Source organism: Clostridium sp. B9 (assembly GCF_050509515.1).
Lineage (GTDB): Bacteria > Bacillota > Clostridia > Clostridiales > Clostridiaceae > Sarcina.
Window position 1 is genome coordinate 249872 of sequence record NZ_JBNWKA010000003.1, and the last position, 23690, is coordinate 273561.

Below are 23690 nucleotides of genomic sequence, written 5' to 3' on the forward strand. Positions count from 1 at the left end.
ATGAAGATTGTTTTAGCATTAGGTGGAAACGCACTACAAAAGGATTCAAAGGATAAAAGTGCGGAGGGTCAATTACAAACTTGTAGAAAAACAGCAATTTCAGTAGCTGATTTAATAGAGGATGGACATGAAGTTTCAATAGTTCATGGGAATGGGCCTCAAGTAGGACAAATTTTAGCGAGCATTGAGGCAGCTCATAAAGTTAATAATGATAATCCATTATTTCCTTTTGATGTAGTTGATGCATTTTCAGAGGGGTATATAGGATATCATCTTCAAAATACAATAAGAGAAGAACTTTTAAAAAGAGGAATAGAAAAATCTGTGGATACAATAACAACTCAAGTAATTGTTGATAAAAATGATCCAGGATTTAAAAATCCAACTAAGCCAATAGGATCATTTTATTCAAAAGAGGAAGCAGAGAAATTAGAAAGAGAAAATGGATATACAATGAAAGAAGATGCTGGTAGAGGATATAGAAGAGTAGTTGCTTCACCAAAACCTGTAGATATAGTAGAGAAAGAAGCTATAAAAACTATGGTTGATAATGGCTTTGTTGTAATCGCTTGCGGTGGTGGTGGAATACCTGTAATACAAGAAGGAGATAGACTTACAGGGGTTCCAGCAGTTATAGATAAAGATTTTGCGGCAGAAAAGTTATCTGAAATATTAGATGCAGATGCATTATTAATATTAACTGCTGTTGATAGAGTTTGTGTAAACTTTAATAAACCAGATCAGAAGGCTTTAGATGAAATAAATTTAGAAATAGTAGACAAGTATATAGAAGAAGGTCAGTTTGCACCAGGAAGTATGCTTCCTAAAGTAGAGGCTTGTAAGAAGTTTGTGCAAAGTGGAGAGAATAAGATTGCAATAATCTCATCATTAAGCAAAGCTAGGGAAGCGCTTACAGGAAAAGCTGGCACTAGAATAATTAAGTAATTTTTAATACGGTTAAACTTAATTGATTTATTTTAGCATATGATGGTTTAATAGCAAAGGAGAAACTACCATGAACAATTTAGATAAAAATTTAAGACAGCAAGCGATATTGGACATAGTAGAAAATAAGTGTATATGTAAACAAGATGAATTAATAATAGAGTTAAAATCTCGTGGAATAAGAGTAGCACAAGCAACTTTATCAAGAGATTTACATGAATTAAATATAGTTAGAAAATCATTGCCAAATAAAGATGTGAGATATGTTGCTATTAGAAAAGATGAATTTATTAGAAGATATAGAGGGATTTTTAAGAGATCAATCTTAAGAATATATACTCAAGATAAGTTTATAGCTATTAATACATTAGATGGAAGAGCAGATATGATTGGAGAGTTTTTGGATGGACTTGAAGATAATAGAATAGCAGGAACCGTTGCTAGAAAAAATCATATATTGGTTCTTTGTAGAAATACTAGTTTTACACATCAGGTATTTAGAGAATTAGAATCATTAAGATTATAATATTTTTATATTTAAATCTTGCCTCTTTTAGTGCATGAGGAGGCAAAAAACAATTTTATAATATTACTACCCCAAAATGTTGCTTTTATATTAAAAAGTGTTTTATATAGAATTTTTATATAGAGCATCCTAAACAATTACCTTAAAGAATACCATAACCTTTTATGTAAAGGTTATGGTATTCTGTTTTAACTAATATATTTAATTATTTTTGTGCATTCTAACAGAAAAATAATTAAATATATTAGATAAAATACTCAGTATAAGTGATATTATAATTATAGATATTTTTTAGTTTGGTATTGATTTATAGTAGTGATGAGGGGGATGCTTTTGAAACTTATGCTCATATTTTTTCTGATTTCTTTTATAACTATAATCGGAACAAGTTTTTTTAATGGATATATGGTAAAGAAGAGAGAAGAAGTTAAAGTAATTGGCGATGAAGATTTAATTAAATTAGGAAAACATAAAATAGTAGCAAGAAAAGAACTAGGTTCTAGAACAGTATTTTCAACAATGGGACTTATATTTATTGCATTTGGATTGGTATTAAGAGTTAAATTAATTATGATTCTAGGCGTAATAGTGATTTTAGGACAATCTACATATTTTTTATTAGATATATATAATTTCATGAGATTATATATATCTAACAAATGAAACTTTAGATTTAAAATAATTATATAAAAAATAAGCTATACAATATTGTATAGCTTATTTTATTAACTATTTTTCGTAGCTGCAACTTCTTTAAGCACTGCGTTATTATTTTCTTCATTTAATATTGAAGTACAATGTGGACATCTAGTAGCTTCAATTTTTATTTTAGATAAACAGAAAGGACAGTCTTTTTCTGTAACCTTAACTTCTTCTTCATTCTTTTTAATTGCAAAGTTTTTAAATCTGTTAACTTCTCTTATTGCAATAAATATTGAGAATGCAATGATTAAGAAGTTTATTAAATTGTTTAAAAATAGTCCGTAATTTATAGTCGCTGCACCAGCTGCCTTAGCTGCTTGTAGTGAAGGATATTCTTTACCACTTAGATTTATGTAAAGATTAGAAAAATCTATTTTTCCAAGTAAAAGTCCAACTAGTGGCATTATTATGTCGTTAACTAATGAAGTTACTATTTTACCAAAAGCTCCTCCGATAACGACCCCTACTGCCATATCAATTACATTTCCCTTCATAGCAAAGGCTTTAAAATCTTTCCACATATGCTTGTCTCCTTTCAATAATTATATCCTTAATTTGTATTTATATATTTATTATATATTTTAATAAATATTATGTTAAAACAGTGAATAAATTGTAACAGAGCAAGGGCTAGAAAGTCAATTATATAAGCGTAAACTTTAGAGTTTTGTGTGGTTATAATAAAAATTTTAATGATAAGAAATTTATGTATAAAAATTAATTGTGTGGTTAAAATTGTAAAAGTAGATATTGAAATCATAATTAACTTTGATTTATTAATAGAAGTTAAAAATAAATATATTGGTGGAGGGTTAAAATGAATAATCAAAAAATAAAATCTATACTCACAAGCAAAATAACAGTTGGAATATCATGTTTTATTCTAGGAGGATTAGCTTTAGGGGGGACAACTCCTGAGGTTGATGTAACAAAGGAGAGATACGAACAGTTACTTGAGTTTGAAAAGTTGGCATTAAATAAAGAAGCTATAGGTAAAAGTAATGATATTTTAGAGACAAGTAATAATAGCGAAGAAAGTTCAGAATTAAGTAATGGAGATGGGGTTAAAACAAGTAATAATGAAAGTTTAACAGAAGAAGTGTCTATTAATGAAGGTTTGGGAGTTGGTGAAACTTTTTATTTAAAGAAAGCTAGTGGGGTTAAGTTAATGGGATTAACCATTAATAGTGTGAAACTTATTGATGATAGAAATCAGTTTTCAGATAAAGAAGCTAATAAAGTTGTAGAAATAGAATATACATATGAGAACTTAGGGTATGACGAAAACTTAAATGTTTTTGATTCGAATTTTAAAATATATGATGATTCAGGAAAGATTTTAGAAAGATATCCTGCTGGTAGTAATAAATTTCCACAAGCTATAAGTAGAGGGAAAAAGTGTACTGCTAGTATGGCATTTGCTCTTAACAATGAATCAAATAATTTAGAAATTGAGTTTTATGAAAATATGTTTAGTGATAAATCAGAATGTATTTTTAAGGTAGTAGCTGAATAGTTAAATAGGCTTTAATTTTATAGAAAAGAGTGATTTAATAATATTCGCTACGCCAGTTTTTGTTTATCATGTTACTGGCCAAATGAAAACATTGCTTGATCACTTTGCTTTTCAGTGGATGATACATAGACCTAATGAAAAAATGTTTAAGAAGCAAGCACTAATAATACCATCAATTAAAGTTAAAGGATTGTTCTATGCTATGAGGTTAATGCATAAAAAGATTGAACTTAGTAAAATCGATAAAGACTATTGGGCTGAAAAAGGATGGTTGGGTAAAAAAAGACCTTGGAAATAACACTTTTCATTAATGAAAAGTGTTATTTTCTTTTATTAATATAAAATAAATGTAATAAAATGTTTTAGTTGACTTTTAAATGGAAAAGGTTTAACATTTAATACGAACATATGTTCGTATTAAAAGGAGCAATTTAGAAATATTAGTAATTTACATAAAAATAAATGACATAAAAAATACTATTAAATCTTAATGAAATTAGATTGGAGGAATTAGGTATGGAAAATGAGATGATTAAATTAATAGCGACACAAGGAGTTTTTGCTTTATTATTTTCATATTTGTTGACCTATGTTCTAAAAGAAAATAGTAAGAGAGAAGATAACTATAATCATGTAGTTAAAGAGCTAACAGAACTATTACCAGCTATGAAGAAGGATATAGAGGATATCAAAGATAGATTAAATTAAAATTTCTGTTTTAAGTGAGTTTAAATTTAAAACAGAGCCTAATTTAAAAGCAAAAAAGGCCATATAAAAGATATGAGCTTGTACTGGGAAAATACAGTCTCATTTTATTTTTATATGGTCTTAAAATAAGGATAGTGGTGTATTAAATTTCAGGTTTTAAAATAGGTTATTTAATCATTTCAGCTAATGCGCCTAAAAGGATTCTTATATCAAATTCACCTTTATAAATAGGGGTTACTTCTTTGTAGTTTAATCCTAATAAGCCGTAAACAGCCATTTGAGCTGATCTAACTGAGTAGTCAACAGTAAATACTGTATCATCTTTTATTTCACAGAACTGACCTAAGAATGCTAAGTTGTATGATGATTTTGGTATAACAGCAGGTCTATCACCAGGCATTCTAGTTAAGAACTGACTTGTTATAAATGGCATTACACAAGGTCTACATATAGCTGAAGCTAATATTTCATCTTTATATTCTTCAAAGCCCATTAGGCCGATAATTTCTTCGAGGATTTCTCTTCCGTTACAATCATACATTTTTTTATGAACAAAGTTACCTTCTTTGTCTGGGTGTAATGCATATCCCCAAGCAACTTGTACATCTTTAGATTGATTTTTAAAGTATGGTTGATGAGGTAAAACTAATGATAAGAACCAGTTAGAATCTTTAAAAGTAAACTCAGTTCCAGTACCACTACAGAATTCACGAACTAAATCGAAGAATAATGGTGTTTTGAAAGTTAGAGTTATTGATTCCCAAAGTGATTCTTTAACACGAGTGTTGAATACTTCTGGGTGTCCAAATTGATCATCTTTTTTAGCTATGTTTTCCCATAAGCTCCATGAACCATCTTTATATTTATCATTTATAACGGTTGCAGTTTCATTGTCACCAACATCGAAACAAGCTGTCATAGAACCATTTGTTACTAAAACAAGATCTTCTGGTCTAACTTGTATTTCATCAGGGTGACCATTTTGAGTGTATTTTATAGCACTAACTGCTTTTTTATTATCAATCATTTGGAAGTCTAGGTCATTAACTTGAACTCCCATAGTAAAATTAACTCCCTCTTTTTGAAGGTATTTAATTATTGGTTCAATCATTGAATCATACTGAATGTATCTTGAGTGTCTAACACCAGCCATATCAGTAACATGTGGGAATTCATGAATAAATCTATGAAGGTATCTTTTGAATTCAACAGCACTATGCCATGGTTGGAATGCAAAAGTTGTAGCCCACATATACCAGAAATTTGTTTTAAAAAATTCTGGTGTAAAGCAGTCTGAAATTCTTTTTTCATAGAATTTAAATTCAGGTCCCATAATCATACCTGATAAAGCAAGTTGATCTGCTTTTGAAAGCTGGAATGAAAGAACATCTATTTTTTCGGCATTTTCTCCAACAAGTCTTACTACAGATCTATTGAATTTTGTTTCTTTATTAAATTTATTAAAGTCATCTAGAACAGTCATATTAGGATTATCAGTATATGGGACTCTTGATAATAAATCGTATGTACATGCATAAGCTTCTTTATCGAACATTCTAGCACCATGAGCTACGAATCCGTTAATATTATCTCCAGAACCATCCATACTACCACCTAAGCAGTTTTGCTGTTCGAATATATAAATATTCTCTGCTGGGATATGTCCTTCTTGAATAAAGTAAACAGCACTAGCTAAAGAGGCTATACCTCCTCCAACTAGATAAACCTTCCTAGTTTTGTTTAAATCTTTTTCCATATATAAAACCTTCTTTCAAAATATAAAAATAGTTTATATGAATCATAAATTTCACCGAAGTAATTTCTAAGATGCTTTTATATTGGATGGAATTTATAATTTAAAGAACAAAATCAATATTAAGTTTTGTAAAAATAGTTTACTTTTGAACAATTATTTAATGAAATTATTATACCATAAGCAAATAAAAATTGCTTATAGTAGGATTATTATTATTAAGATTTAAGTTATGTTTTAATAAAAAAATTAAAATAAAGTATGGGAGTTTTATGAAGGAAATTAGATTATGAGTGAATTAAAATAATAAAACGTTAAAAGTAAAAATATTATCTACAATTACATAATATTAAAATTTTAGGAATTATGAACTACAATATATAGGTATTGGATTAAAAGGAATAAATAAATTTTAATAAGATTATGTCAGATGAAAAATAGGGGTATATAATATAATTAGATATAATATTTGTATAGGGCGACTTTTAAGGATGTGAAGAAAATGACTATTAAAAATTTATATTATAAAGCTATAAATGTATCATCTAATATTATGGAAAAATTAACAACATGTAATGTTGCAGTTGAAATTTATAAGATTATTTTTCAATTAGGGGTATTCCCTAAACCTAAAAATTATAAAAAGATAATAGGAAACTTAAATATAGAAGAAAATTTGGACTATGAATCATCGATAGATAATAACAATAAGCTTGATATATATTATCCTAAAAATACAAATGGTAAATTACCGGTAATAATGTGGATTCATGGAGGTGGATACATATCAAATAGCAAAGAAACAGTAAAGAACTACATGCTTACATTAGCAAATGAAGGATTTGTAGTTGTGAATATAGATTATGCGCTATCTCCTAAGTATAGATATCCAAGTCAAATAATTCAAAGTAATGATGCACTTAATTATGTATTTGAAAATATAGAAAAATATAATGGAGACAAAAATAAAATATTTATTGGGGGCGATTCAGCTGGTGCTCAGATAGCAAGTCAACTTGGAGCATTAATAAGTAATAGAAATTTTGCTGATAGAATGAATATAGAACCAAGTATAAAGAGAGAGTTATTAAAGGGAATAGTATTATTTTGTGGATTATATGATATGGATACAGTAAGAGCTACAAAATTTCCTGGAATCCAGACTTATATGCAAGCATTAACAGGAACTAAAGAGTTTGAAAAATATGAAAAGATAAATGAACTTTCAACTATAAAGAATATAACTAAAGATTATCCAAATACATTTATAACTGTTGGAGATGCAGACCCATTTGAAATTCAGAGTAAGGAGCTATCTAGTGAGTTAGTTAAATTAGGAGTTAAAGTGAAAAATAAATTTTTTAAGGATTCTGGGCTTTGGCATGAATATCAATTTAAACTTTCAATTCCAGAAGCTAAGGAGAATTTTGAAAGTTTAGTTGAATTTATAGAAGCGAGTGCGTAATATTATTTTAGTTTAATCATCTGTCTTAAGTATATTTTAATTTATAGATATATATTAAGACTTAACTTAACTTTGAAATATAATTATAAAAGGAAAGAAGATGGGTTTATGTGGGAAAGGATTTAAAGAGATATAATAGGAAAAAGATTGTACATTTAATTATTTTTTTACTTAGCATAGCATTCATTGCCCTAGGAATTTGTAAGGTAATGACTTATAGTTTGAATTTAGGGATAACATGGACACTAGTCTTCTTAGTGGTTCTTATAGCAAGTTTAATTAATTTAACTAAGCCAAGAGATTTGAATGAAGAAATTAGGGTAAATAATGACATAGACAAATATGGTGGGATGGATGAAGAACCAAATATAGAGTTTGAACTTAAAGAATTAAATAGATTAAGAATTGAAAGAATTATAACTGAAGAAGAATATGATTTAAGAAAGAAAGAAGTTTTGAAAAAAATAAAGTAGATATTTTAAGGGAGTGTATCAAATTTTTTTGATACACTCCCTTTTGTTTTTTATATATTAATAACTAAATATAATAGGTTTAGTTACCAGCACTTTCATATGAGGAAATTCCTTTTAACCATATCATATAAGCAACTAATAATGAGATAATACCAACAACTAAGGTTAGAATAACTCCAAATAAAAAGCTACCTTTGCCAAGAAGATAAGTTGCTGGGTAGTATCCTGTGAAAGCGAAAGGGATTATAAATGTCAGTAGTCCTCTAACTCCACCTGGATAAATACTTATAGGATATTTTGAAAAATCACTTAAACCATAGGCTATTTGGACTAGTCTAAAGCTATCTTTAGTCCAGAACGCTACAGAAGTAGTGGCTAATTTTACTGCTGTGTATATAAAAGAACCACCTATTACAGCAATTATAAATCCTAGAATCCAAGTAGGGGTAATGGTTACTCCTATTTTTGTACCAGAATAAATTACAAGTATTAATCCAATAACAAGCTCTCCGAAACCATCAGGTTGAAATCTTTGTGCAATTACCTGAAATAGTGGATTAAGTGGTCTTAATAGGAATCTATCAAACTCTCCATAGACCATACTCTTCCAACAGAAAAGCCAAAGATAATCAGTAAATAGATGATCAAGTCCTCTAGGAATTTGAGAAAATCCATATATAAATATTATTTCATAAAAGCTCCATCCATGAAGGCTTGGTATATTAGTGAATATAAGAGATATAAATATTATTGAAGTTGCTTGAACAAGAAAAAATCCAAATATTCCAAAGAAGAAGTCTTCTTTATACTCAATTAGAGTTTTTAAGTATTGCTTTAAAAATTGCATATAAATTTTATAATATCTCTTCATGATTTTAACCTCCTTGAATAGTTAGTTTATCAATTATTTTATTCCACATAACTTTAGATAAAAATAAAAGTATAACTACCCAAAGTATTTGCAAGCCAATAGATTTAGCTATTTCAATAGGACTTAATTTATTAAGGTAAATCATAGCTGGAGTATAAATTATTGAACTAAATGGTAGAAAATTAAAAGCTTTTTGAATTATTTCAGGAAAGAATGTTAATGGAATCATAGCTCCTGAAACAAGCATTATAACAGCTCTTGCAATTTGGCTTATTCCCCATATGTTATAGAATTTAAAAGCTAACATACCAAACATATAGGAATAGTAAATATTAATTAAAAATCCTAAAATTATACTTATTAAAAATAAAATTATTGAAGTAATGGTAATGTTAACTCCATTATAGAGTGCATAAATACTTACAATTATAGCTCCAGGTAAGAATAGTGTTAAAAATGAGAATATAAAAGAACCTAATCCCATAAAAACTATTCTTGCTCTATAATTTATGGGTTTTATAAGGTTCATTGATATAGAACCATCTTTAACTTCATTAGAAATATCACGACTTACATCACTACCGGTAACGATTCCAATTAATAGAGAAATCATAACATAAGCAAGCATTTCTTTTAGGGTAAATCCCTTCATAACACCTTCAGATGAACTACTATATATAGCAATCCACAAAAAGTATGTAACACTTACAAGCAGCAATTGTCCTATTAATCCCATAAAAAGGTTAGCTTTATAGGTTACAAGTTTTTTAAAACTACCCCTAGAGAAGGAACTATAAACTTTTATTGTTTTTAAAAAATCCATAGCTACACCTCATTTCTATAGATTTTCTTTATGATATCTTCTATGCTACTTTCTTTTAATACAAAATCTAAAACTTCAAAGTTTTCCATAACTTTTGAAAGAATTTTAGAAGAAGTAATTTTATTTTTATTAAAAGTTACTATAAGTTTTCCATTTTCAATGCCTTCACTAAGTTCTTCTTCAGATAGGTTATGAAGTTCTAGATTTTTATCTTCTTTAAATAATTCCTTAAGATTTAAAGGAGAAGTAAAATCATTTTTGCATTGAATCTCTAAAGTTGTCATATAGCCATATTTCTTTTTGATATCATCTAAACTACCATCATATATTTTGGTACCTTGGTCTATTATTATGATTCTTTTACAAAGCTCTTCAATATCACTTAAATCGTGAGTTGTAAGAATTATTGTTGTACCAAATTTTTGGTTTATTTCCTTAATTGATGATCTTACTTTTTCTTTTACAACAACATCTAAGCCAATAGTTGGTTCATCAAGATATAGAATTTTAGGACTATGTAGAAGGGATGCAGCAAGGTCACCTCTCATTCTTTGCCCTAGGGATAATGTTCTAACAGGTCTGTCCATAAATTCTTCTAAATCTAATGTTTGATTTAAGAACTTCATATTACTTTCATATAAATCATCAGGAATAGAATATATATCTTTTAAAATAGTAAATGTTTCTCTAAGGGCTAAGTCCCACCAAAGCTGAGTTCTCTGACCAAAAACAACGCCTATATCCTTAGCATTTTCCTGACGATTTTCATATGGAACTCGTCCATTAACAATAACCTTACCTGATGTAGGAATAAGTATTCCTGTCATCATCTTAATTGTTGTTGATTTACCAGCACCATTTGAGCCAATGTATCCAACAACTTCTCCAGCATCTATTTCAAAAGAAATATCTGAAACAGCTGTCTTGACATCAAATTCGTTAGAAAAAAGTGATTTTATAGCTCCAGAAAAGCCAGGTTCCTTTTTTCTCAGTTTAAATTCTTTTGTTAAGTTTTCAACCTTAATCAAAAAATCACCTCCTAAAATGTTCTCAATGATCCTTTATTTATAGCATTTTTTAACCTTATGAATACGATTAACAAAAGATGCTTATTACATTTTACTACTTTTACAATAAAATTACAATTTGAAATCAATTGGTAATTAGAAAATGAAAGTTTAAGCTGAATATAATATTTTAATAGTAAATATTAGATAAGTTAGGAGAGAATTTTATGAGAAAAAATATTAGAGGAAAAGTGGCAACTAAAATATATCCTTATTAAAACTCATTTTATAATATATCAGAGTAATAAGATGGGAATTGTAGTATAATTAAAATATAATAAATTTTTATTTATTAGAAGATAATAAAGTGGAGTAAAAAAAGACAATAAGGAGATTAGAAAGATGAATATTAATAGAGAAGACATTATAGATATATTTAATTTTAGATTTGCTACAAAGGAGTTTACAGGAAAAATCATACCACAAGAAGATATGAATACAATTGCTGAAACAGCAAGATTATCACCAAGTTCATTTGGACTTGAGCCATGGAAGTTCCTTGTAGTAGAGAATAAAGACTTAATAAAAGAAATAGCAGAGGTTTCATGGGGATTCCAAAGACAAGCAACAACTACAAGTCATCTTATAATTGCATTGACTAAGGCTGGTAGTGAAGTAAGATATGATTCAGAATATGTTAAAAATCTTTGGATTAATTCAAAAGGGGTTAATGAGGAATTCTTTGAGGGATTAAAAGATGTATTAAAAAATTTCCAAGTAGGAAAGTTAGAAGCTGATGAAACTAATGAAAAATTACTTGAATGGTCAAAAAGACAGTCTTATATAGCTATGGGAAATATGATGACATCTGCAGCAATGCTAGGTATAGATTCATGTGCTATTGAAGGATTTGATAAGGAAAAAGTAGAAGGAATCTTAGTTAATAAGGGGCTTTTAGATAAATCCAAATATGATTTAACTTATTTAATAGCATTTGGATATAGAAAAGAAGAACCACATAGAGAAAAAGCTAGACTTTCAGCAGAAGAAGTTATTCAGTGGGTTAAATAGTTTAGTTATATAAAACATATTTTTATTAGGTTTTGTTGATCTTTATTAAGAGGGACTTTTATCTATAAATAAAAACAAATACTGTTTAAAAATAGAGCTAACAAATTAAAGAAGAGAGTTATCTAAGATAACTCTCTTAATTTTTTTTTTTTTTTTTTTTTTTTTTTTTTTTTTTTTTTTTTTTGAAATAAATTTTCAAAACATAAATTTTTTGAAAGTAAAGTGAAAAAAATATGAAATAAATATGACGAAATAGAATAATAAGACTATAAATAAAATTAAAAGAGAAATAAATGGAAAAATATTTTCAAAAATGTATTGCAATTTTTGAAGAAAATGATTACAATAAAATCATAAAGAAAATAATTTTCAAAAAGAAAAAGGTGATGATATGTTAAGTAGGGTGAAAGGGAAGTTGATAGTTTCTTGCCAAGCCTTGGCAGATGAGCCTTTGCATAGTCCATTTATAATGGGCAGAATGGCTTTAGCTGCAAAAGAAGGTGGAGCAGTAGCAATCAGAGCTCAAGGCGTAGATGATATAAAAGAAATAAAAAGAATCACTAAATTACCTATAATAGGAATAATTAAAAGGTGTTATGAGGATTCAGATATTTATATAACGCCTACTTTAAAAGAAGTGGACGAGCTTTTAGAAACAGAGTGTGAAATGATAGCATTGGATGCTACAAAAAGAAAAAGACCACATGATGAACATGTAAAGGTTTTGGTAGATAGAATTCATGAAAAAGGAATACTTGCTATGGCTGATATATCAACTTTAGAGGAAGGAATTGAGGCTGAAAAGTTAGGCTTTGATTGTATTTCTACTACTTTATCAGGTTATACACCATATTCAAAACAAAGTAAACATGTAGATTTTGAATTACTAAGAGAATTACTAAATAAGGTTAGTATTCCAGTAATTTGTGAAGGTAAAATAAATACGCCAGAGGAGCTTAAAGAAGCTTTTGATATAGGAGCTTATTCAGCTGTTGTTGGAGGAGCAATAACTAGACCACAACAAATAACTGAAAGATTTACTGAGATTTTAGAATAATATATTTTTCAGAAGGTACTAGTTAAGAAAAGGTAATTGATGAATTAGTACCGTTTTGAAAGATAGTTTAAAGAAATAAATATTAAGAGAATAAGAGAGATTTGGGAGGAAAGAAAAATGAAAGGGATTTATTCAGCATTATTAGTTTCATTTGACAAGGAAGGAAATATCAATGAGAAGGGATTAAGAGAAATAATAAGACATAATATTGATGTTTGTAAAATTGATGGTCTTTATGTAGGAGGAAGTACAGGAGAGAACTTCATGCTTTCAACTGATGAGAAGAAAAAGATCTTTGAAATTGCTATGGATGAAGTAAAAGGACAAGTTAAATTAATAGCACAAGTAGGATCAGTTAATTTAAAGGAAGCTGTAGAGTTAGCTAAATTCACAACAGATTTAGGATATGATGCAATCTCAGCAGTTACACCATTCTACTATAAATTTGATTTTAATGAAATAAAACATTACTACGAGACAATAATAAATTCTGTAGATAATAAGCTTATAATTTATTCAATACCATTCTTAACAGGAGTAAATATGTCAATAGAGCAATTTGCTGAGCTTTTTGAAAACGATAAGATTATAGGTGTTAAGTTTACAGCAGCAGATTTCTATTTATTAGAGCGTATGAGAAAGGCATTCCCAGATAAATTAATATTTGCTGGATTTGATGAAATGATGCTACCTGCTACTGTACTTGGTGTTGATGGAGCTATAGGTTCAACATTCAATGTAAATGGAGTTAGAGCAAGACAAATTTTTGAGGCAGCTCAAAAAGGTGATATAAATACAGCTTTAGAAGTTCAACATGTTACTAATGATTTAATAACTGACATTTTAAATAATGGTCTTTACCAAACAATTAAATTAATCCTTGAAGAGCAAGGTGTTGATGCTGGTTATTGTAGACAGCCTATGAAGGAAGCAACAGAGGAAATGGTTAAAAAGGCTAAAGAAATAAATGCAAAATATTTCTAAAGGTTAAATGGTATAAGGTTTAAAGTAGGCTAATTCTTTCGAGGTTAGCCTACTGATTAAATAAAGAGGGGAGAATTGGTATGCAAGGCTTTACAAAATTTGATTTGGTTGTTCTTGTTGTTTATTTAGGACTTGTTCTTTATGCAGGATTGAAGTTTTCTAAAAAAGAAATGAAGGGAAAAGAGTTCTTCAGAGGTGATGGAACTATTCCTTGGTGGGTTACTTCAGTTTCTATATTTGCAACTTTATTAAGCCCAATTTCATTCTTATCATTGGCTGGTAACTCTTATAAGGGAACCTGGATTATGTGGTTTGCCCAACTTGGAATGTTTGTAGCAGTACCACTTACTATAAAATTCTTTTTACCAGTTTACAGTAGATTAGATATTGATACAGCTTATGAATATCTAGAAATAAGATATAAAGATAAGGGACTTAGAATTCTTGGAGCTATAATGTTCATAATTTATCAAATAGGACGTATGGCAATCATAATGTACTTACCATCAATGGTATTAGCAAATCTTACAGGAATAAATGTTTATTTACTTATTGTAGCTATGGGTGTTATTGCAATAATTTATTCATACACAGGTGGATTAAAGTCAGTATTATGGACAGACTTTATTCAAGGATGTGTACTTATAGCAGGTATTATTTTCTCATTAATATTCTTAATTTCAACAATAGATGGTGGCTTTGGATCTATTATGAGTGAATTAACAGAAGGCGGTAAATTCTTAGCATCTACTGAACCAATATTTGATGCTAACATATTTAAGACAAGTGTATTCTTATTAATAGTTGGTGGAGGGTTAAACACATTTTCATCATATATTTCAAGTCAGGATATAGTGCAAAGGTTTACTACAACTACTGATATAAAACAATTAAAGAAAATGACTTATGGTAACTTAGTTTTATCATTATTTGTAGCAACTATATTCTATTTAATAGGAACAGCTTTATATGTATTCTATAATCAAAATCCACAGTTATTACAAACTGCTCAACAAGATCAGATTTTTGCATCATATATAGCATTCCAATTACCAGTAGGTATAACAGGTATAGTTTTAGCAGCTATCTATGCAGCAGCTCAATCAACATTATCAACTGGATTAAACTCAGTTGCAACAAGCTGGACTTTAGATATTCAAAACTTCATAACAAAAGATATGTCAATGGAGAGACAAACAAAGGTTGCTCAATATATATCTTTAGGTGTTGGAATAGCTTCAATAGCAATGGCAGTTATTCTTGCAAATGGCGGAGTAAACTCAGCTTATGAATGGTTCAATGGATTTATGGGACTTGTTCTTGGAGTTTTAGCAGGAATATTTGTATTAGGAATATTCTTTAAGAAAGCTACAAAGGCAGGAGCATATGCAGGATTTATAGCATCAGCAATAGCTGTTATAGTATGTAAATACGGCGGATTTGATGTAAGCATATGGTCATACTCAATAATTTCAATTGGAGTTTCAGTTATAGTTGGAATGATAGTTTCATTAATGACTCAATCTCAATTAGTTGATGAAAAAACTTTAAATAGAGCAACAGTTTACTACAATAAAAACGAAGTTACAAATGGATAGTATAGATGAAAATATAATATTTTAATTAAAGTAAGTGTTGATTTTTAAATAGTTCCTACCATCTATTTAAAGGTCAACACTACTTTAAAATTAATTGTTTTTAGAGGTGGATGAAATGATATTCGGCAATTTAATAAATTTAGAAAGTTATGATTATTTACCAAAGCTTGTTAAGGAAGCTTTATTACATGCAAAAAATAACAATGTAATAGAATTTGAACCAGGTACTCATGAAATAAAAGGTGAAGAGCTGTTCTTTAATAGAGTTAATTACAATACAAAAAATAAGGAAGATCGTTTTTGGGAAGGTCATAAAAAATATATAGATGTTCATGTAGTTTTTAGTGGAAGAGAAAGAATAAACCTTAACTTTAAAGAGAATTTAGAGTTTAAAGATTACATTGAAAATGATGATTTTTTAGCTTTTGATGGAGATGAAAATTCATCAGTAGTTCTTGAAGAGGGAGATTTTCTAATCTGCTATCCAGATGATATTCACATGACTTGTTTAATAGCAGATGATAAGCCTTCTGAAGTTAAAAAAGCTATTTATAAAGTGATTTTATAAATCACAAGAAGGTTTTATAAAAAGAAAGTTGAAATTTATACCCTGTGATATATTATTTATCACAGGGTATTATTAGCTAAATAGAGAATTGTGTTTGGAGGAGATTTTATGAGAGAATTTGCAGTTATAGATATAGGTGGAACTGGTATTAAGTATGGAGTAATAAAAGAAAATGGAGAAATACTAGAGAAATTTACAACTAATACAGAGGCTCATAAAGGCGGAATGAGTATAATAAATAAAGTTAAGGGTTTGATAAAATCGATACAAGATAAATATGAAATAAAAGGTATATGCGTTTCTACAGCTGGTATGGTTTGTCCTAAAGAGGGGAAGATAGTATATGCAGGACCAACGATTCCTAATTATACAGGTATTGAAGTCAAGAAGATTTTAGAAGAGGAGTTTTCTTTACCTTGTTGTGTAGAGAATGATGTAAACTGTGCAGCTTTAGGCGAGTTTAATAAAGGGGCTGCAAAGGGAGCAAAATCAATGGCTTGCTTAACTATTGGAACTGGAATTGGTGGAGCGTTGATATTAGATGGAAAGATAGTACATGGATTTAGTAACTCAGCTGGAGAAATAGGATATATGTTAGTTAATGGTGAACAAATTCAAAATATTGCATCAACTACTGCCTTAGTGAGAAATGTTGCTACCAGAAAGAATATATCTGAAGGTGAGTTAAGTGGAAAAGATATATTAGATGCATATAATAGAGGAGATAAAATTTGTGTAGAAGAAGTAAATAAATTAGCTGATAATTTAGCTTTAGGAATATCTAATATAGCTTATTTAATAAATCCAGAAGTAATAGTTTTAGGGGGAGGGATTATGGCTAGAGAAGAAGTGTTTAGACCTCTTATTGAAACTTACTTAAAGAAATATTTAATAGAATCAGTTTTTAATAATACAAAAATAGAGTTTGCAAAGTTAAAGAATACAGCAGGTATGATAGGTGCTTTTTATAGTTTAAAATTAAATGAACTATAAAATCTTCTTATTTTGTAATTCTATTTCTAATAGTGATATACTTAAATTAAGTAATTAACAGAACAAGAGGTATTTTATGGGGATATTAGAACAATTAGAAAATCCAAAATTTAAGGCTACGAAGTCTGAGAAAACTTTAATGGAGTATATAAAGTCAGATTTAGATAATTTTATATATAAGTCAATTTCTATAATAGCTAAAGAATCAGGTGTAGGGGAAGCTACAATAACTAGATTTACAAAGAAAATAGGATTTAGTGGTTTTCAAGATTTCAAGGTTACTCTAGCAAAAGAACTTTCAAATAAAAGGAATACAAGTATCATAAATCTTCATGTTCATAGAGATGAAGGTGTTAAAGAGACAGCTAATAAACTTCTAAAGTCATCTATAAATATTCTAGATCAAACAGTAAAAAATATAGATGTTGACATAATAAATCAGTGTAAAAACTTAATAATGAATGCAAAAAGAGTTTATTTTATAGGAATAGGATATTCGGGAATAGCTGCTACTGATATAAACTATAAGTTTATGAGGATAGGATTTAATACTATACCGATAACAGATAGTCATACTATGGTTATTATGTCATCTATAATGGATAAAGATGATGTGATATTAGCTATATCAAATTCAGGTACAACAAAAGAGGTAATAAAAACTGTAAAACAGGCAAAAGAAAATGGAGTTAACATAATAACATTAACAGAAGACAGTGATAATCCTTTGAGAAAACTTGCTGATTATGAGTTGAAATATACTTCAGCAGAAACAATTTTTGAAACTGGATCAATTTCATCAAAAATACCGCAGATATTTTTATTAGACTTATTGTACACAGAGGTAATTAAAGAAATGTTTAATGAGGCTGTTGAAAGAAAGATAAAAACTACTAGTGCAATAGAAGTTTTAAATGACTAAATAAAAAAATATTAAAAAACACTTCATTAAAAGGTGTTAGTTTTAATTTGTTAGATTATATAAAAATAGATCACAGTATATTTACTGTGATCTATTATTTTGCCTTTTTTAAAAAAACTACATCAAAACAAACTAATCCAAAGGCAATAATTAATGAACTAGGGATTGTACTTAAAAGCCTTATGTTAGGTGCTGAGAATATACGGCTACTAACAAATTGTAAGGTTATTAATACTATAGAAATAGCTAAAAATTTTATAGTTTCTTGTTTAACTTCATAAGAATTAAAGCGCTTAACAGTAAACATAACTCTTATTAAAATATAAAATGGAATTATAATTGCAAAAACAGCATAGGCTGTAACGAAATTTAGTACTCCTCTACTAGGTATATCCTTATAAAGTATAAAAAGTATTATTGTAGTCATTATAAAAAATGTTGAATATATTAATCCATCTAATAAACGTATATCTTTTTTCATTTTATCTCCCTCCAATTGATTTCCTAGAATATGATTATACACAAAATTTTAACAAATTAGTTAACTTAGTGAATTACATTGAAGTTACAAATTACTTAAATGAAACATAAATATTTCTAAAGAATTTCTAAAGAGTTTATATTGTATATATAAGAAAACAACACTAATTTAAAAAATATAATAAAGAAGTAAATAAATTGCATGTACTAAGCTAAAAAAATGTAATACAATTTAAGTTATAAATGTTAAATGTTAGAAAATTTGGTTTTGGTGAAACTTTAGCATATTTGTAGGGAAATATGCTTTAATTCAACATTTAACTATAATAAAAAAGTTTTTATATATTAGGGGGAGAGGTATGAAAAAACATATTCAAAAAATAGTAGCTTCGACTGTTTTAGCAGCTATGACTATAAGTGCTTTACCGTGTAATTTAGTAGTATTTGCAACTGATGGCACTAGTGAAAACGTTTATGAAATTTATCCTAAGCCACAAGATATTAATTATAAGGGTGGTGGATTCCAATTAAGCGATGAAATAAATATCGTATATGATGAGGGAATCGATATTTACACTAAAAATCGTGTTAATGAGGTTTTAGAGTCTAAGAATCTAGAGGCTACTGTTTCTAATGAAATAGTACAAGGAAAAACAAACTTTTTAGTAGGAATAAATGAATCAGGTGGATTTGTTGATACTTATTTCAATGAGAATGTTCCTCACGAAGAGACTTTCTTTGATGAAAATATGGATTCACACATAGTAAGCGTTAATGATGGAGTAATAGGGGTAATTGGTGAGGACCCAGATAGTGCTTTCTATGGAGTTACAACTTTAAAACATGTATTTAATCAGGTTGAAGAAGATAATATGATTCAAAACTTCAGGGTTGATGATTATGCTGAAGTTGCTCATAGAGGATTTATAGAAGGATATTATGGAAATCCATGGTCAAATGAAGATAGAGCAGAGCTTATGAAATTTGGAGGAGATTATAAGTTAAATCAATATGTTTTTGCGCCTAAGGATGATCCTTATCACAATAGTAAGTGGAGAGAATTATATCCAGAAGAAAAATTATCTGAAATTAAAAAGTTAGCTCAAGTTGGTAATGAAACTAAAAATAGATATGTATATGCATTACATCCATTCATGCATAGTCCAGTTAGATTTGATACAGAGGAAAATTATCAAGCTGACTTACAAGTAATAAAAGAAAAGTTTACTCAGCTTCTAGAAAATGATGTTAGACAATTTGCTATATTAGCAGATGATGCTGCAGCACCAGCTCAAGGGGCTTCAATGTATGTTAAGCTTCTTACAGACTTAACAAGATGGTTAGAGGAACAGCAGAATACTTATCCAGATTTAAAAACTGATCTTATGTTCTGTCCATCAGACTATTATGGAAATGGATCATCTCAGCAGTTAAAAGAGCTAAATAAGGCTGAAGAGAATGTAAGTATAGTAATGACTGGAGGAAGAATCTGGGGAGAAGTTGATGAAAACTTTGCAGATAACTTTATGAATAACATAGCTACTGAGGGTAACCCTGGAAGAGCACCTTTCTACTGGATTAACTGGCCTTGTTCAGATAACTCAAAGCAGCATTTAATTATGGGAGGAAATGATACTTTCTTACATCCAGGAGTAGATCCGAGTAAGATAGATGGTATAGTTTTGAATCCAATGCAACAAGCCGAGGCTAACAAATCAGCATTATTTGCAGTTGCAGATTACGCTTGGAATGTATGGGATAATAAAGAGCAAGCAGATGAAAACTGGCACGACTCATTTAAATATATGGATCATGGAACTGCTGAAGATACAAACTCTTCACTTGCTTTAAGAGAAATCAGTAAGCACATGATAAACCAAAACATGGACGGAAGAGTTAGACCATTACAGGAGTCTATTGAATTAGCTCCAAAATTAGATGCATTTAAGCAAAAATATGATGCAGGATTAAGTATAAAGGCAGAAGCTTTAGATTTAATAGAAGAGTTTACTAACCTTCAAAAGGCAGCAGACTATTATAAAAATAATCCAGGAAATGAGAGAACAAGAGACCAAATAATCTATTGGTTAAATTGTTGGGAAGACACTACAAATGCAGTTATTTCTTATTTAAAATCAGCAATAGCTGTAGAAGAGGGGGATGATGATGCAGCATGGGCTAATTACTCAGCTGGACAGACTGCCTTCGAAAAGTCAAAAACTTATGGTTTCCACTATGTAAATCATACTGAATATGCTGAGGTTGGAGTTCAACATATTGTTCCATTTATAAAGCATATGGGAGAAAATTTAGCTTCAGTAGTTGGATCTATAATAGACCCTAACAAGGTTTATGCAACTTATATAACTAATCGTGAAGATACACCATCAGGAAATAAAGATAATATATTTGATGGAAATGCTGGAACTGAATTGGTTTATAAAAATCCAACTAGTATAGCTGTAGGAACTTATGTAGGAATTAAATACAGTAATCCTATAAAGCTAAACTCTGTTGAGTTCTTAATGGGAGCTAACTCAAACTTGAATGACACAATGCAAAAGGCTAAGATTCAATATACAGTTGACGGAAAAGAATGGGTTGACCTAGAAGGTGGAAAAGAATACTCAATGCCAAGAGAAGTCAAGGTTGAAGGGCTAGATTTAGAAGTAAAAGGAATTCGTTTAATAGCTACAGAGGCAAGAAGTAATACTTGGCTTGGTGTTAGAGATATAAATGTAAATAAAAAGGATGATTCAAATTCAGGTGTTGAGTTTAATCCAACTCTTATAAGAAGTTCAGCTTGGAAAGTTTATGAGGGAAGTGAGTCAAGTCTTTTAGATGGAGATGAGGATACTGGAGTTTGGTATAAAACTGCTAATGGTGATACTTCATTAGCTGGTGAATTTATAGGATTAGATTTAGGTAAAGAAATTAACCTTGATGGAGTTAGATTTGTAATAGGTAAAAGTGGCGGTGGAGCTTCAGATAAATGGAATAAGTTTAAGCTTGAATATTCATTAGACAATGAAACTTGGACAACTATTAAAGAATATGATAGAACAGGGGCTCCTGCTGGTAAGGATGTCATAGAAGAAGATTTTGAAACACCTATAGCAGCTAAGTATGTAAGACTTACTAATATGGAGAATGTTCATAAGTGGGTTACTTTCTCAGAGTTTGCTATAAAGAGTAATGAACTTGAGAATGCAGGAAATAAGGATAACATCTACACTAATACAAGTGCAGATCTTTTATCAAGAGCTGAAGAGGACAAAACTATATTATTACCTTTAAATGATATAACTTTAAATAATGGAGAATATATTGGAGTTAAATTAGATCGTATTAAAGATTTAAGTAGCTTAAATATAGAGCTTTCAGACAATACAGGATTAACTCTTCAAAGCTCTGCAAATGGAGTTGAGTGGGTTGATATAACTGATACAAGTACTTTAGAAGACGGAAGATATGTAAGAGCTATAAACAATGGAAATGATGCTGTTACTTTCAATTTAACTAAATTTGAAGTTAATTCAACAGAGGTTTATGAGCCATCATTAGTGGAGGCATATGTTGGTGATGATGGATCAAAGAAGGCTGTAGATGGAAATTTAAAAACAAGTGTTAAGTTCTTAGGAGCTCCTAATACTGGTGATTCAATAGTTTATGATTTAGGACAAGATATATTAGTTGATAACTTAAAGTATGTTGTACTAGACACAGAGGTAGACCACGTAAGAGATGGTAAGATTCAATTATCATTAGACGGTGAAAATTGGACAGATGCTATAACTATTGGTGATGGAATTGAAAATGGTGTAGATGATATATATGCTAAGCCATTAGAAAATGGATATATTCATGGAAATCAATCAGGTGGAGTAGTTCCGATAGATAGCGCTTATGTTGAAGGAACAAATCTAAACAAAAAAGCTAGATATGTAAGAATCGTATTTACAGCTCCATATAGACATAGATGGACTGTAATAAATGAGCTTATGATTAATAATGGAGCATATATTCCAACTGTTAATGATCCAACTTATATTTCAAACCCAATTGAAGAAAAAGGATTTGCACCAAGTAATTTAAGAGATGGAGATTTAACAACATCTTATAAACCAAATACAAATAATGGGGAAATAACAGAAGGTAGTTTAACTTATAAGTTATCAGAGAAGACTGATGTTAGAAAGGTTACTATTGTTCAGGACGGAAGTTCTATTTCTAGCGCTATAGTTAAAGTGAGAATTGGTGCTGATGAATGGGTTGAATTAGGTACTTTAAGTAATAGTTTAAATGAGTTCATAAATAGAGATTATGAAAATATATTTGAAATTAAGATAGAATGGAATGGTATAGCACCAAATATTTATGAAATAATAACTTTAAATGATGAATTTGAGTTCCCAGTAAATGACTCATTACAAGCTAAGTATGATGAGTTAGTTTCATTAAATGGTGATGAATATACAGTAAGTTCATTTGCTAGCTTAGAAGAGGCTTTAGAGAATGCAAAAGCTATACTAGATGATTCAAATGCTTCTCAGAAGAAGATCGATAAAGCTTTAGAAAAGTTAACAGAGGCTGAAGAAGGATTAGCTTTAAGAGCATCTGATTTCGCTAAGTTTGATGAAGTTTTAGCTTTAGGAAATTCTTTAGTAGCAGAAGATTATACTCCAGAATCATGGACTGTATTTGAAGAGAAGTTAGCAATAGCTAATGAAGCTAATGGAAACAAAGCTGATTATACTCAAGAGCAAGTAAATACAATAGTAACTGAATTAGAAACTGCTATAAATGACTTAGTTGAAGTAGTTCCAGAAGTTGATAAGGGTGCTTTAGAAACTTTGGTTAACGATGGTAAAGCTTTAGTTGAGGCTGCGGTAGAAGGAATGAATGTTGGTGAGTATCATGAAGGTGCTAAATCTTTATTAAGTTCAGAGATTGATAAAGCTGAAGCTGTAATTGCAAATAGTGATGCTACTCAAGATGAAGTTGATTCAGCTAAGAGTGAGTTAACTAATGTAATTGAAAGATTCAATTCATTATTAATTACTGAAACTACTGGTGACTTCAATAACAGTGGAAAGATTGATATTGGTGATTTAGCTATGGTTTCTAAGAATTTTGGAAGCAATGATGAAAATCTTGATTTAAATAAAGATGGCGTTGTTGATGAATATGAAATAAGATTCATAAATCATAGAATATTAAACTAATAA

Annotated in this window: 22 protein-coding genes; 16 read left to right on the forward strand and 6 right to left on the reverse strand. The window is 29.2% G+C overall.

Going from position 1 to position 23690, the window contains the following annotated elements; genetic code table 11:
* The 3 genes from arcC (at position 1) to ACQZHJ_RS01245 (ending at position 2134) form a co-directional block, all read left to right on the forward strand.
* Positions 1–945: a carbamate kinase gene (arcC, locus tag ACQZHJ_RS01235; protein ID WP_430483737.1), complete on the forward strand. Its 945-nt coding sequence runs from the start codon at positions 1–3 to the stop codon at positions 943–945.
* 70 nt (positions 946–1015) lie between these two features.
* A complete protein-coding gene (locus ACQZHJ_RS01240) occupies positions 1016–1471 on the forward strand; it encodes an arginine repressor (RefSeq protein WP_430483738.1) in 456 nt (151 codons plus the stop codon).
* A 405-nt stretch (positions 1472–1876) separates the two neighbouring features.
* Positions 1877–2134 carry a hypothetical protein gene (locus ACQZHJ_RS01245; RefSeq protein ID WP_430483739.1) on the forward strand — a complete coding sequence of 86 codons (258 nt, stop codon included), beginning with the start codon at positions 1877–1879 and terminating at the stop codon, positions 2132–2134.
* Positions 2135–2196: 62 nt separating this feature from the next.
* Here ACQZHJ_RS01245 and mscL read toward each other — a convergent pair whose 3' ends face one another.
* Complete coding sequence (gene mscL / locus ACQZHJ_RS01250) at positions 2197–2694, reverse strand: large-conductance mechanosensitive channel protein MscL (protein WP_430483740.1); 498 nt, start codon at positions 2692–2694, stop codon at positions 2197–2199.
* 296 nt (positions 2695–2990) lie between these two features.
* Between mscL and ACQZHJ_RS01255 the strand changes: the two genes are divergently transcribed.
* The 3 genes from ACQZHJ_RS01255 (at position 2991) to ACQZHJ_RS01265 (ending at position 4397) form a co-directional block, all read left to right on the forward strand.
* Complete coding sequence (locus ACQZHJ_RS01255) at positions 2991–3689, forward strand: DUF4352 domain-containing protein (protein ID WP_430483741.1); 699 nt, start codon at positions 2991–2993, stop codon at positions 3687–3689.
* Between the two features lie 19 nt (positions 3690–3708).
* Positions 3709–3987 carry an NAD(P)H-dependent oxidoreductase gene (locus ACQZHJ_RS01260; protein WP_430486846.1) on the forward strand — a complete coding sequence of 93 codons (279 nt, stop codon included), beginning with the start codon at positions 3709–3711 and terminating at the stop codon, positions 3985–3987.
* Positions 3988–4205: 218 nt separating this feature from the next.
* Entirely contained in the window at positions 4206–4397 is a 192-nt protein-coding gene (locus ACQZHJ_RS01265; protein WP_430483742.1) for a BhlA/UviB family holin-like peptide, read from the forward strand.
* A gap of 166 nt (positions 4398–4563) precedes the next feature.
* Here ACQZHJ_RS01265 and ACQZHJ_RS01270 read toward each other — a convergent pair whose 3' ends face one another.
* Entirely contained in the window at positions 4564–6153 is a 1590-nt protein-coding gene (locus ACQZHJ_RS01270) for an oleate hydratase (protein ID WP_430483743.1), read from the reverse strand.
* 499 nt (positions 6154–6652) lie between these two features.
* Between ACQZHJ_RS01270 and ACQZHJ_RS01275 the strand changes: the two genes are divergently transcribed.
* Both ACQZHJ_RS01275 and ACQZHJ_RS01280 read left to right on the forward strand, forming a co-directional pair.
* On the forward strand, positions 6653–7615 hold the full coding sequence (locus ACQZHJ_RS01275; RefSeq protein WP_430483744.1) for an alpha/beta hydrolase: 963 nt from the start codon (positions 6653–6655) through the stop codon (positions 7613–7615).
* Positions 7616–7725: 110 nt separating this feature from the next.
* The gene (locus ACQZHJ_RS01280; protein ID WP_430483745.1) at positions 7726–8088 is read left to right on the forward strand and encodes a hypothetical protein; all 363 of its coding nucleotides are present in this window, start codon (positions 7726–7728) and stop codon (positions 8086–8088) included.
* A gap of 79 nt (positions 8089–8167) precedes the next feature.
* Here ACQZHJ_RS01280 and ACQZHJ_RS01285 read toward each other — a convergent pair whose 3' ends face one another.
* Genes ACQZHJ_RS01285 through ACQZHJ_RS01295 form a run of 3 tightly spaced genes read right to left on the reverse strand, consistent with a single transcriptional unit; the run spans position 8168 to position 10810 of the window.
* Positions 8168–8959: an ABC transporter permease gene (locus ACQZHJ_RS01285; RefSeq protein WP_430483746.1), complete on the reverse strand. Its 792-nt coding sequence runs from the start codon at positions 8957–8959 to the stop codon at positions 8168–8170.
* A 4-nt stretch (positions 8960–8963) separates the two neighbouring features.
* On the reverse strand, positions 8964–9782 hold the full coding sequence (locus ACQZHJ_RS01290; RefSeq protein ID WP_430483747.1) for an ABC transporter permease: 819 nt from the start codon (positions 9780–9782) through the stop codon (positions 8964–8966).
* Between the two features lie 2 nt (positions 9783–9784).
* On the reverse strand, positions 9785–10810 hold the full coding sequence (locus ACQZHJ_RS01295; protein WP_430483748.1) for an ABC transporter ATP-binding protein: 1026 nt from the start codon (positions 10808–10810) through the stop codon (positions 9785–9787).
* A 381-nt stretch (positions 10811–11191) separates the two neighbouring features.
* Between ACQZHJ_RS01295 and ACQZHJ_RS01300 the strand changes: the two genes are divergently transcribed.
* The 7 genes from ACQZHJ_RS01300 to ACQZHJ_RS01330 all read left to right on the forward strand — a co-directional run bounded on the left by ACQZHJ_RS01300 (position 11192) and on the right by ACQZHJ_RS01330 (position 17982).
* Positions 11192–11860, forward strand: coding sequence for an NAD(P)H-dependent oxidoreductase (locus ACQZHJ_RS01300; RefSeq protein WP_430483749.1), 669 nt, complete (start codon positions 11192–11194; stop codon positions 11858–11860).
* 391 nt (positions 11861–12251) lie between these two features.
* Entirely contained in the window at positions 12252–12917 is a 666-nt protein-coding gene (locus ACQZHJ_RS01305) for an N-acetylmannosamine-6-phosphate 2-epimerase (RefSeq protein WP_430483750.1), read from the forward strand.
* Between the two features lie 117 nt (positions 12918–13034).
* A complete protein-coding gene (locus ACQZHJ_RS01310) occupies positions 13035–13901 on the forward strand; it encodes an N-acetylneuraminate lyase (RefSeq protein ID WP_430483751.1) in 867 nt (288 codons plus the stop codon).
* Positions 13902–13981: 80 nt separating this feature from the next.
* Complete coding sequence (locus ACQZHJ_RS01315; RefSeq protein WP_430483752.1) at positions 13982–15499, forward strand: sodium:solute symporter; 1518 nt, start codon at positions 13982–13984, stop codon at positions 15497–15499.
* 115 nt (positions 15500–15614) lie between these two features.
* Entirely contained in the window at positions 15615–16067 is a 453-nt protein-coding gene (locus ACQZHJ_RS01320; RefSeq protein ID WP_430483753.1) for a YhcH/YjgK/YiaL family protein, read from the forward strand.
* Positions 16068–16175: 108 nt separating this feature from the next.
* Positions 16176–17060 (forward strand): ROK family protein, encoded by an 885-nt coding sequence (locus ACQZHJ_RS01325; RefSeq protein ID WP_430483754.1) that lies wholly within the window; start codon positions 16176–16178, stop codon positions 17058–17060.
* A gap of 76 nt (positions 17061–17136) precedes the next feature.
* Positions 17137–17982, forward strand: coding sequence for a MurR/RpiR family transcriptional regulator (locus ACQZHJ_RS01330; protein WP_430483755.1), 846 nt, complete (start codon positions 17137–17139; stop codon positions 17980–17982).
* Between the two features lie 94 nt (positions 17983–18076).
* Here ACQZHJ_RS01330 and ACQZHJ_RS01335 read toward each other — a convergent pair whose 3' ends face one another.
* Complete coding sequence (locus ACQZHJ_RS01335) at positions 18077–18463, reverse strand: hypothetical protein (RefSeq protein WP_430483756.1); 387 nt, start codon at positions 18461–18463, stop codon at positions 18077–18079.
* Positions 18464–18821: 358 nt separating this feature from the next.
* Here ACQZHJ_RS01335 and nagH point away from each other — a divergent pair, with 358 nt between their 5' ends.
* Complete coding sequence (gene nagH / locus ACQZHJ_RS01340) at positions 18822–23687, forward strand: hyaluronoglucosaminidase (protein ID WP_430483757.1); 4866 nt, start codon at positions 18822–18824, stop codon at positions 23685–23687.
* The last annotated feature ends 3 nt before the right edge of the window (positions 23688–23690 follow it).

What these genes read in the sequence shown, in the direction of transcription:
- ACQZHJ_RS01325 (WP_430483754.1), top strand. Translation starts at nt 16,176, where the DNA reads ATGAGAGAATTTGCAGTTATAGATATAGGTGGAACTGGTATTAAGTAT.
- ACQZHJ_RS01275 (WP_430483744.1), top strand. Translation starts at nt 6,653, where the DNA reads ATGACTATTAAAAATTTATATTATAAAGCTATAAATGTATCATCTAAT.
- nagH (WP_430483757.1), top strand. Translation starts at nt 18,822, where the DNA reads ATGAAAAAACATATTCAAAAAATAGTAGCTTCGACTGTTTTAGCAGCT.
- arcC (WP_430483737.1), top strand. Translation starts at nt 1, where the DNA reads ATGAAGATTGTTTTAGCATTAGGTGGAAACGCACTACAAAAGGATTCA.
- ACQZHJ_RS01255 (WP_430483741.1), top strand. Translation starts at nt 2,991, where the DNA reads ATGAATAATCAAAAAATAAAATCTATACTCACAAGCAAAATAACAGTT.
- ACQZHJ_RS01300 (WP_430483749.1), top strand. Translation starts at nt 11,192, where the DNA reads ATGAATATTAATAGAGAAGACATTATAGATATATTTAATTTTAGATTT.
- ACQZHJ_RS01330 (WP_430483755.1), top strand. Translation starts at nt 17,137, where the DNA reads ATGGGGATATTAGAACAATTAGAAAATCCAAAATTTAAGGCTACGAAG.
- ACQZHJ_RS01315 (WP_430483752.1), top strand. Translation starts at nt 13,982, where the DNA reads ATGCAAGGCTTTACAAAATTTGATTTGGTTGTTCTTGTTGTTTATTTA.
- ACQZHJ_RS01320 (WP_430483753.1), top strand. Translation starts at nt 15,615, where the DNA reads ATGATATTCGGCAATTTAATAAATTTAGAAAGTTATGATTATTTACCA.
- ACQZHJ_RS01335 (WP_430483756.1), bottom strand. Translation starts at nt 18,463, where the DNA reads ATGAAAAAAGATATACGTTTATTAGATGGATTAATATATTCAACATTT.
- mscL (WP_430483740.1), bottom strand. Translation starts at nt 2,694, where the DNA reads ATGTGGAAAGATTTTAAAGCCTTTGCTATGAAGGGAAATGTAATTGAT.
- ACQZHJ_RS01310 (WP_430483751.1), top strand. Translation starts at nt 13,035, where the DNA reads ATGAAAGGGATTTATTCAGCATTATTAGTTTCATTTGACAAGGAAGGA.
- ACQZHJ_RS01285 (WP_430483746.1), bottom strand. Translation starts at nt 8,959, where the DNA reads ATGAAGAGATATTATAAAATTTATATGCAATTTTTAAAGCAATACTTA.
- ACQZHJ_RS01245 (WP_430483739.1), top strand. Translation starts at nt 1,877, where the DNA reads ATGGTAAAGAAGAGAGAAGAAGTTAAAGTAATTGGCGATGAAGATTTA.
- ACQZHJ_RS01265 (WP_430483742.1), top strand. Translation starts at nt 4,206, where the DNA reads ATGGAAAATGAGATGATTAAATTAATAGCGACACAAGGAGTTTTTGCT.
- ACQZHJ_RS01305 (WP_430483750.1), top strand. Translation starts at nt 12,252, where the DNA reads ATGTTAAGTAGGGTGAAAGGGAAGTTGATAGTTTCTTGCCAAGCCTTG.
- ACQZHJ_RS01240 (WP_430483738.1), top strand. Translation starts at nt 1,016, where the DNA reads ATGAACAATTTAGATAAAAATTTAAGACAGCAAGCGATATTGGACATA.
- ACQZHJ_RS01290 (WP_430483747.1), bottom strand. Translation starts at nt 9,782, where the DNA reads ATGGATTTTTTAAAAACAATAAAAGTTTATAGTTCCTTCTCTAGGGGT.
- ACQZHJ_RS01270 (WP_430483743.1), bottom strand. Translation starts at nt 6,153, where the DNA reads ATGGAAAAAGATTTAAACAAAACTAGGAAGGTTTATCTAGTTGGAGGA.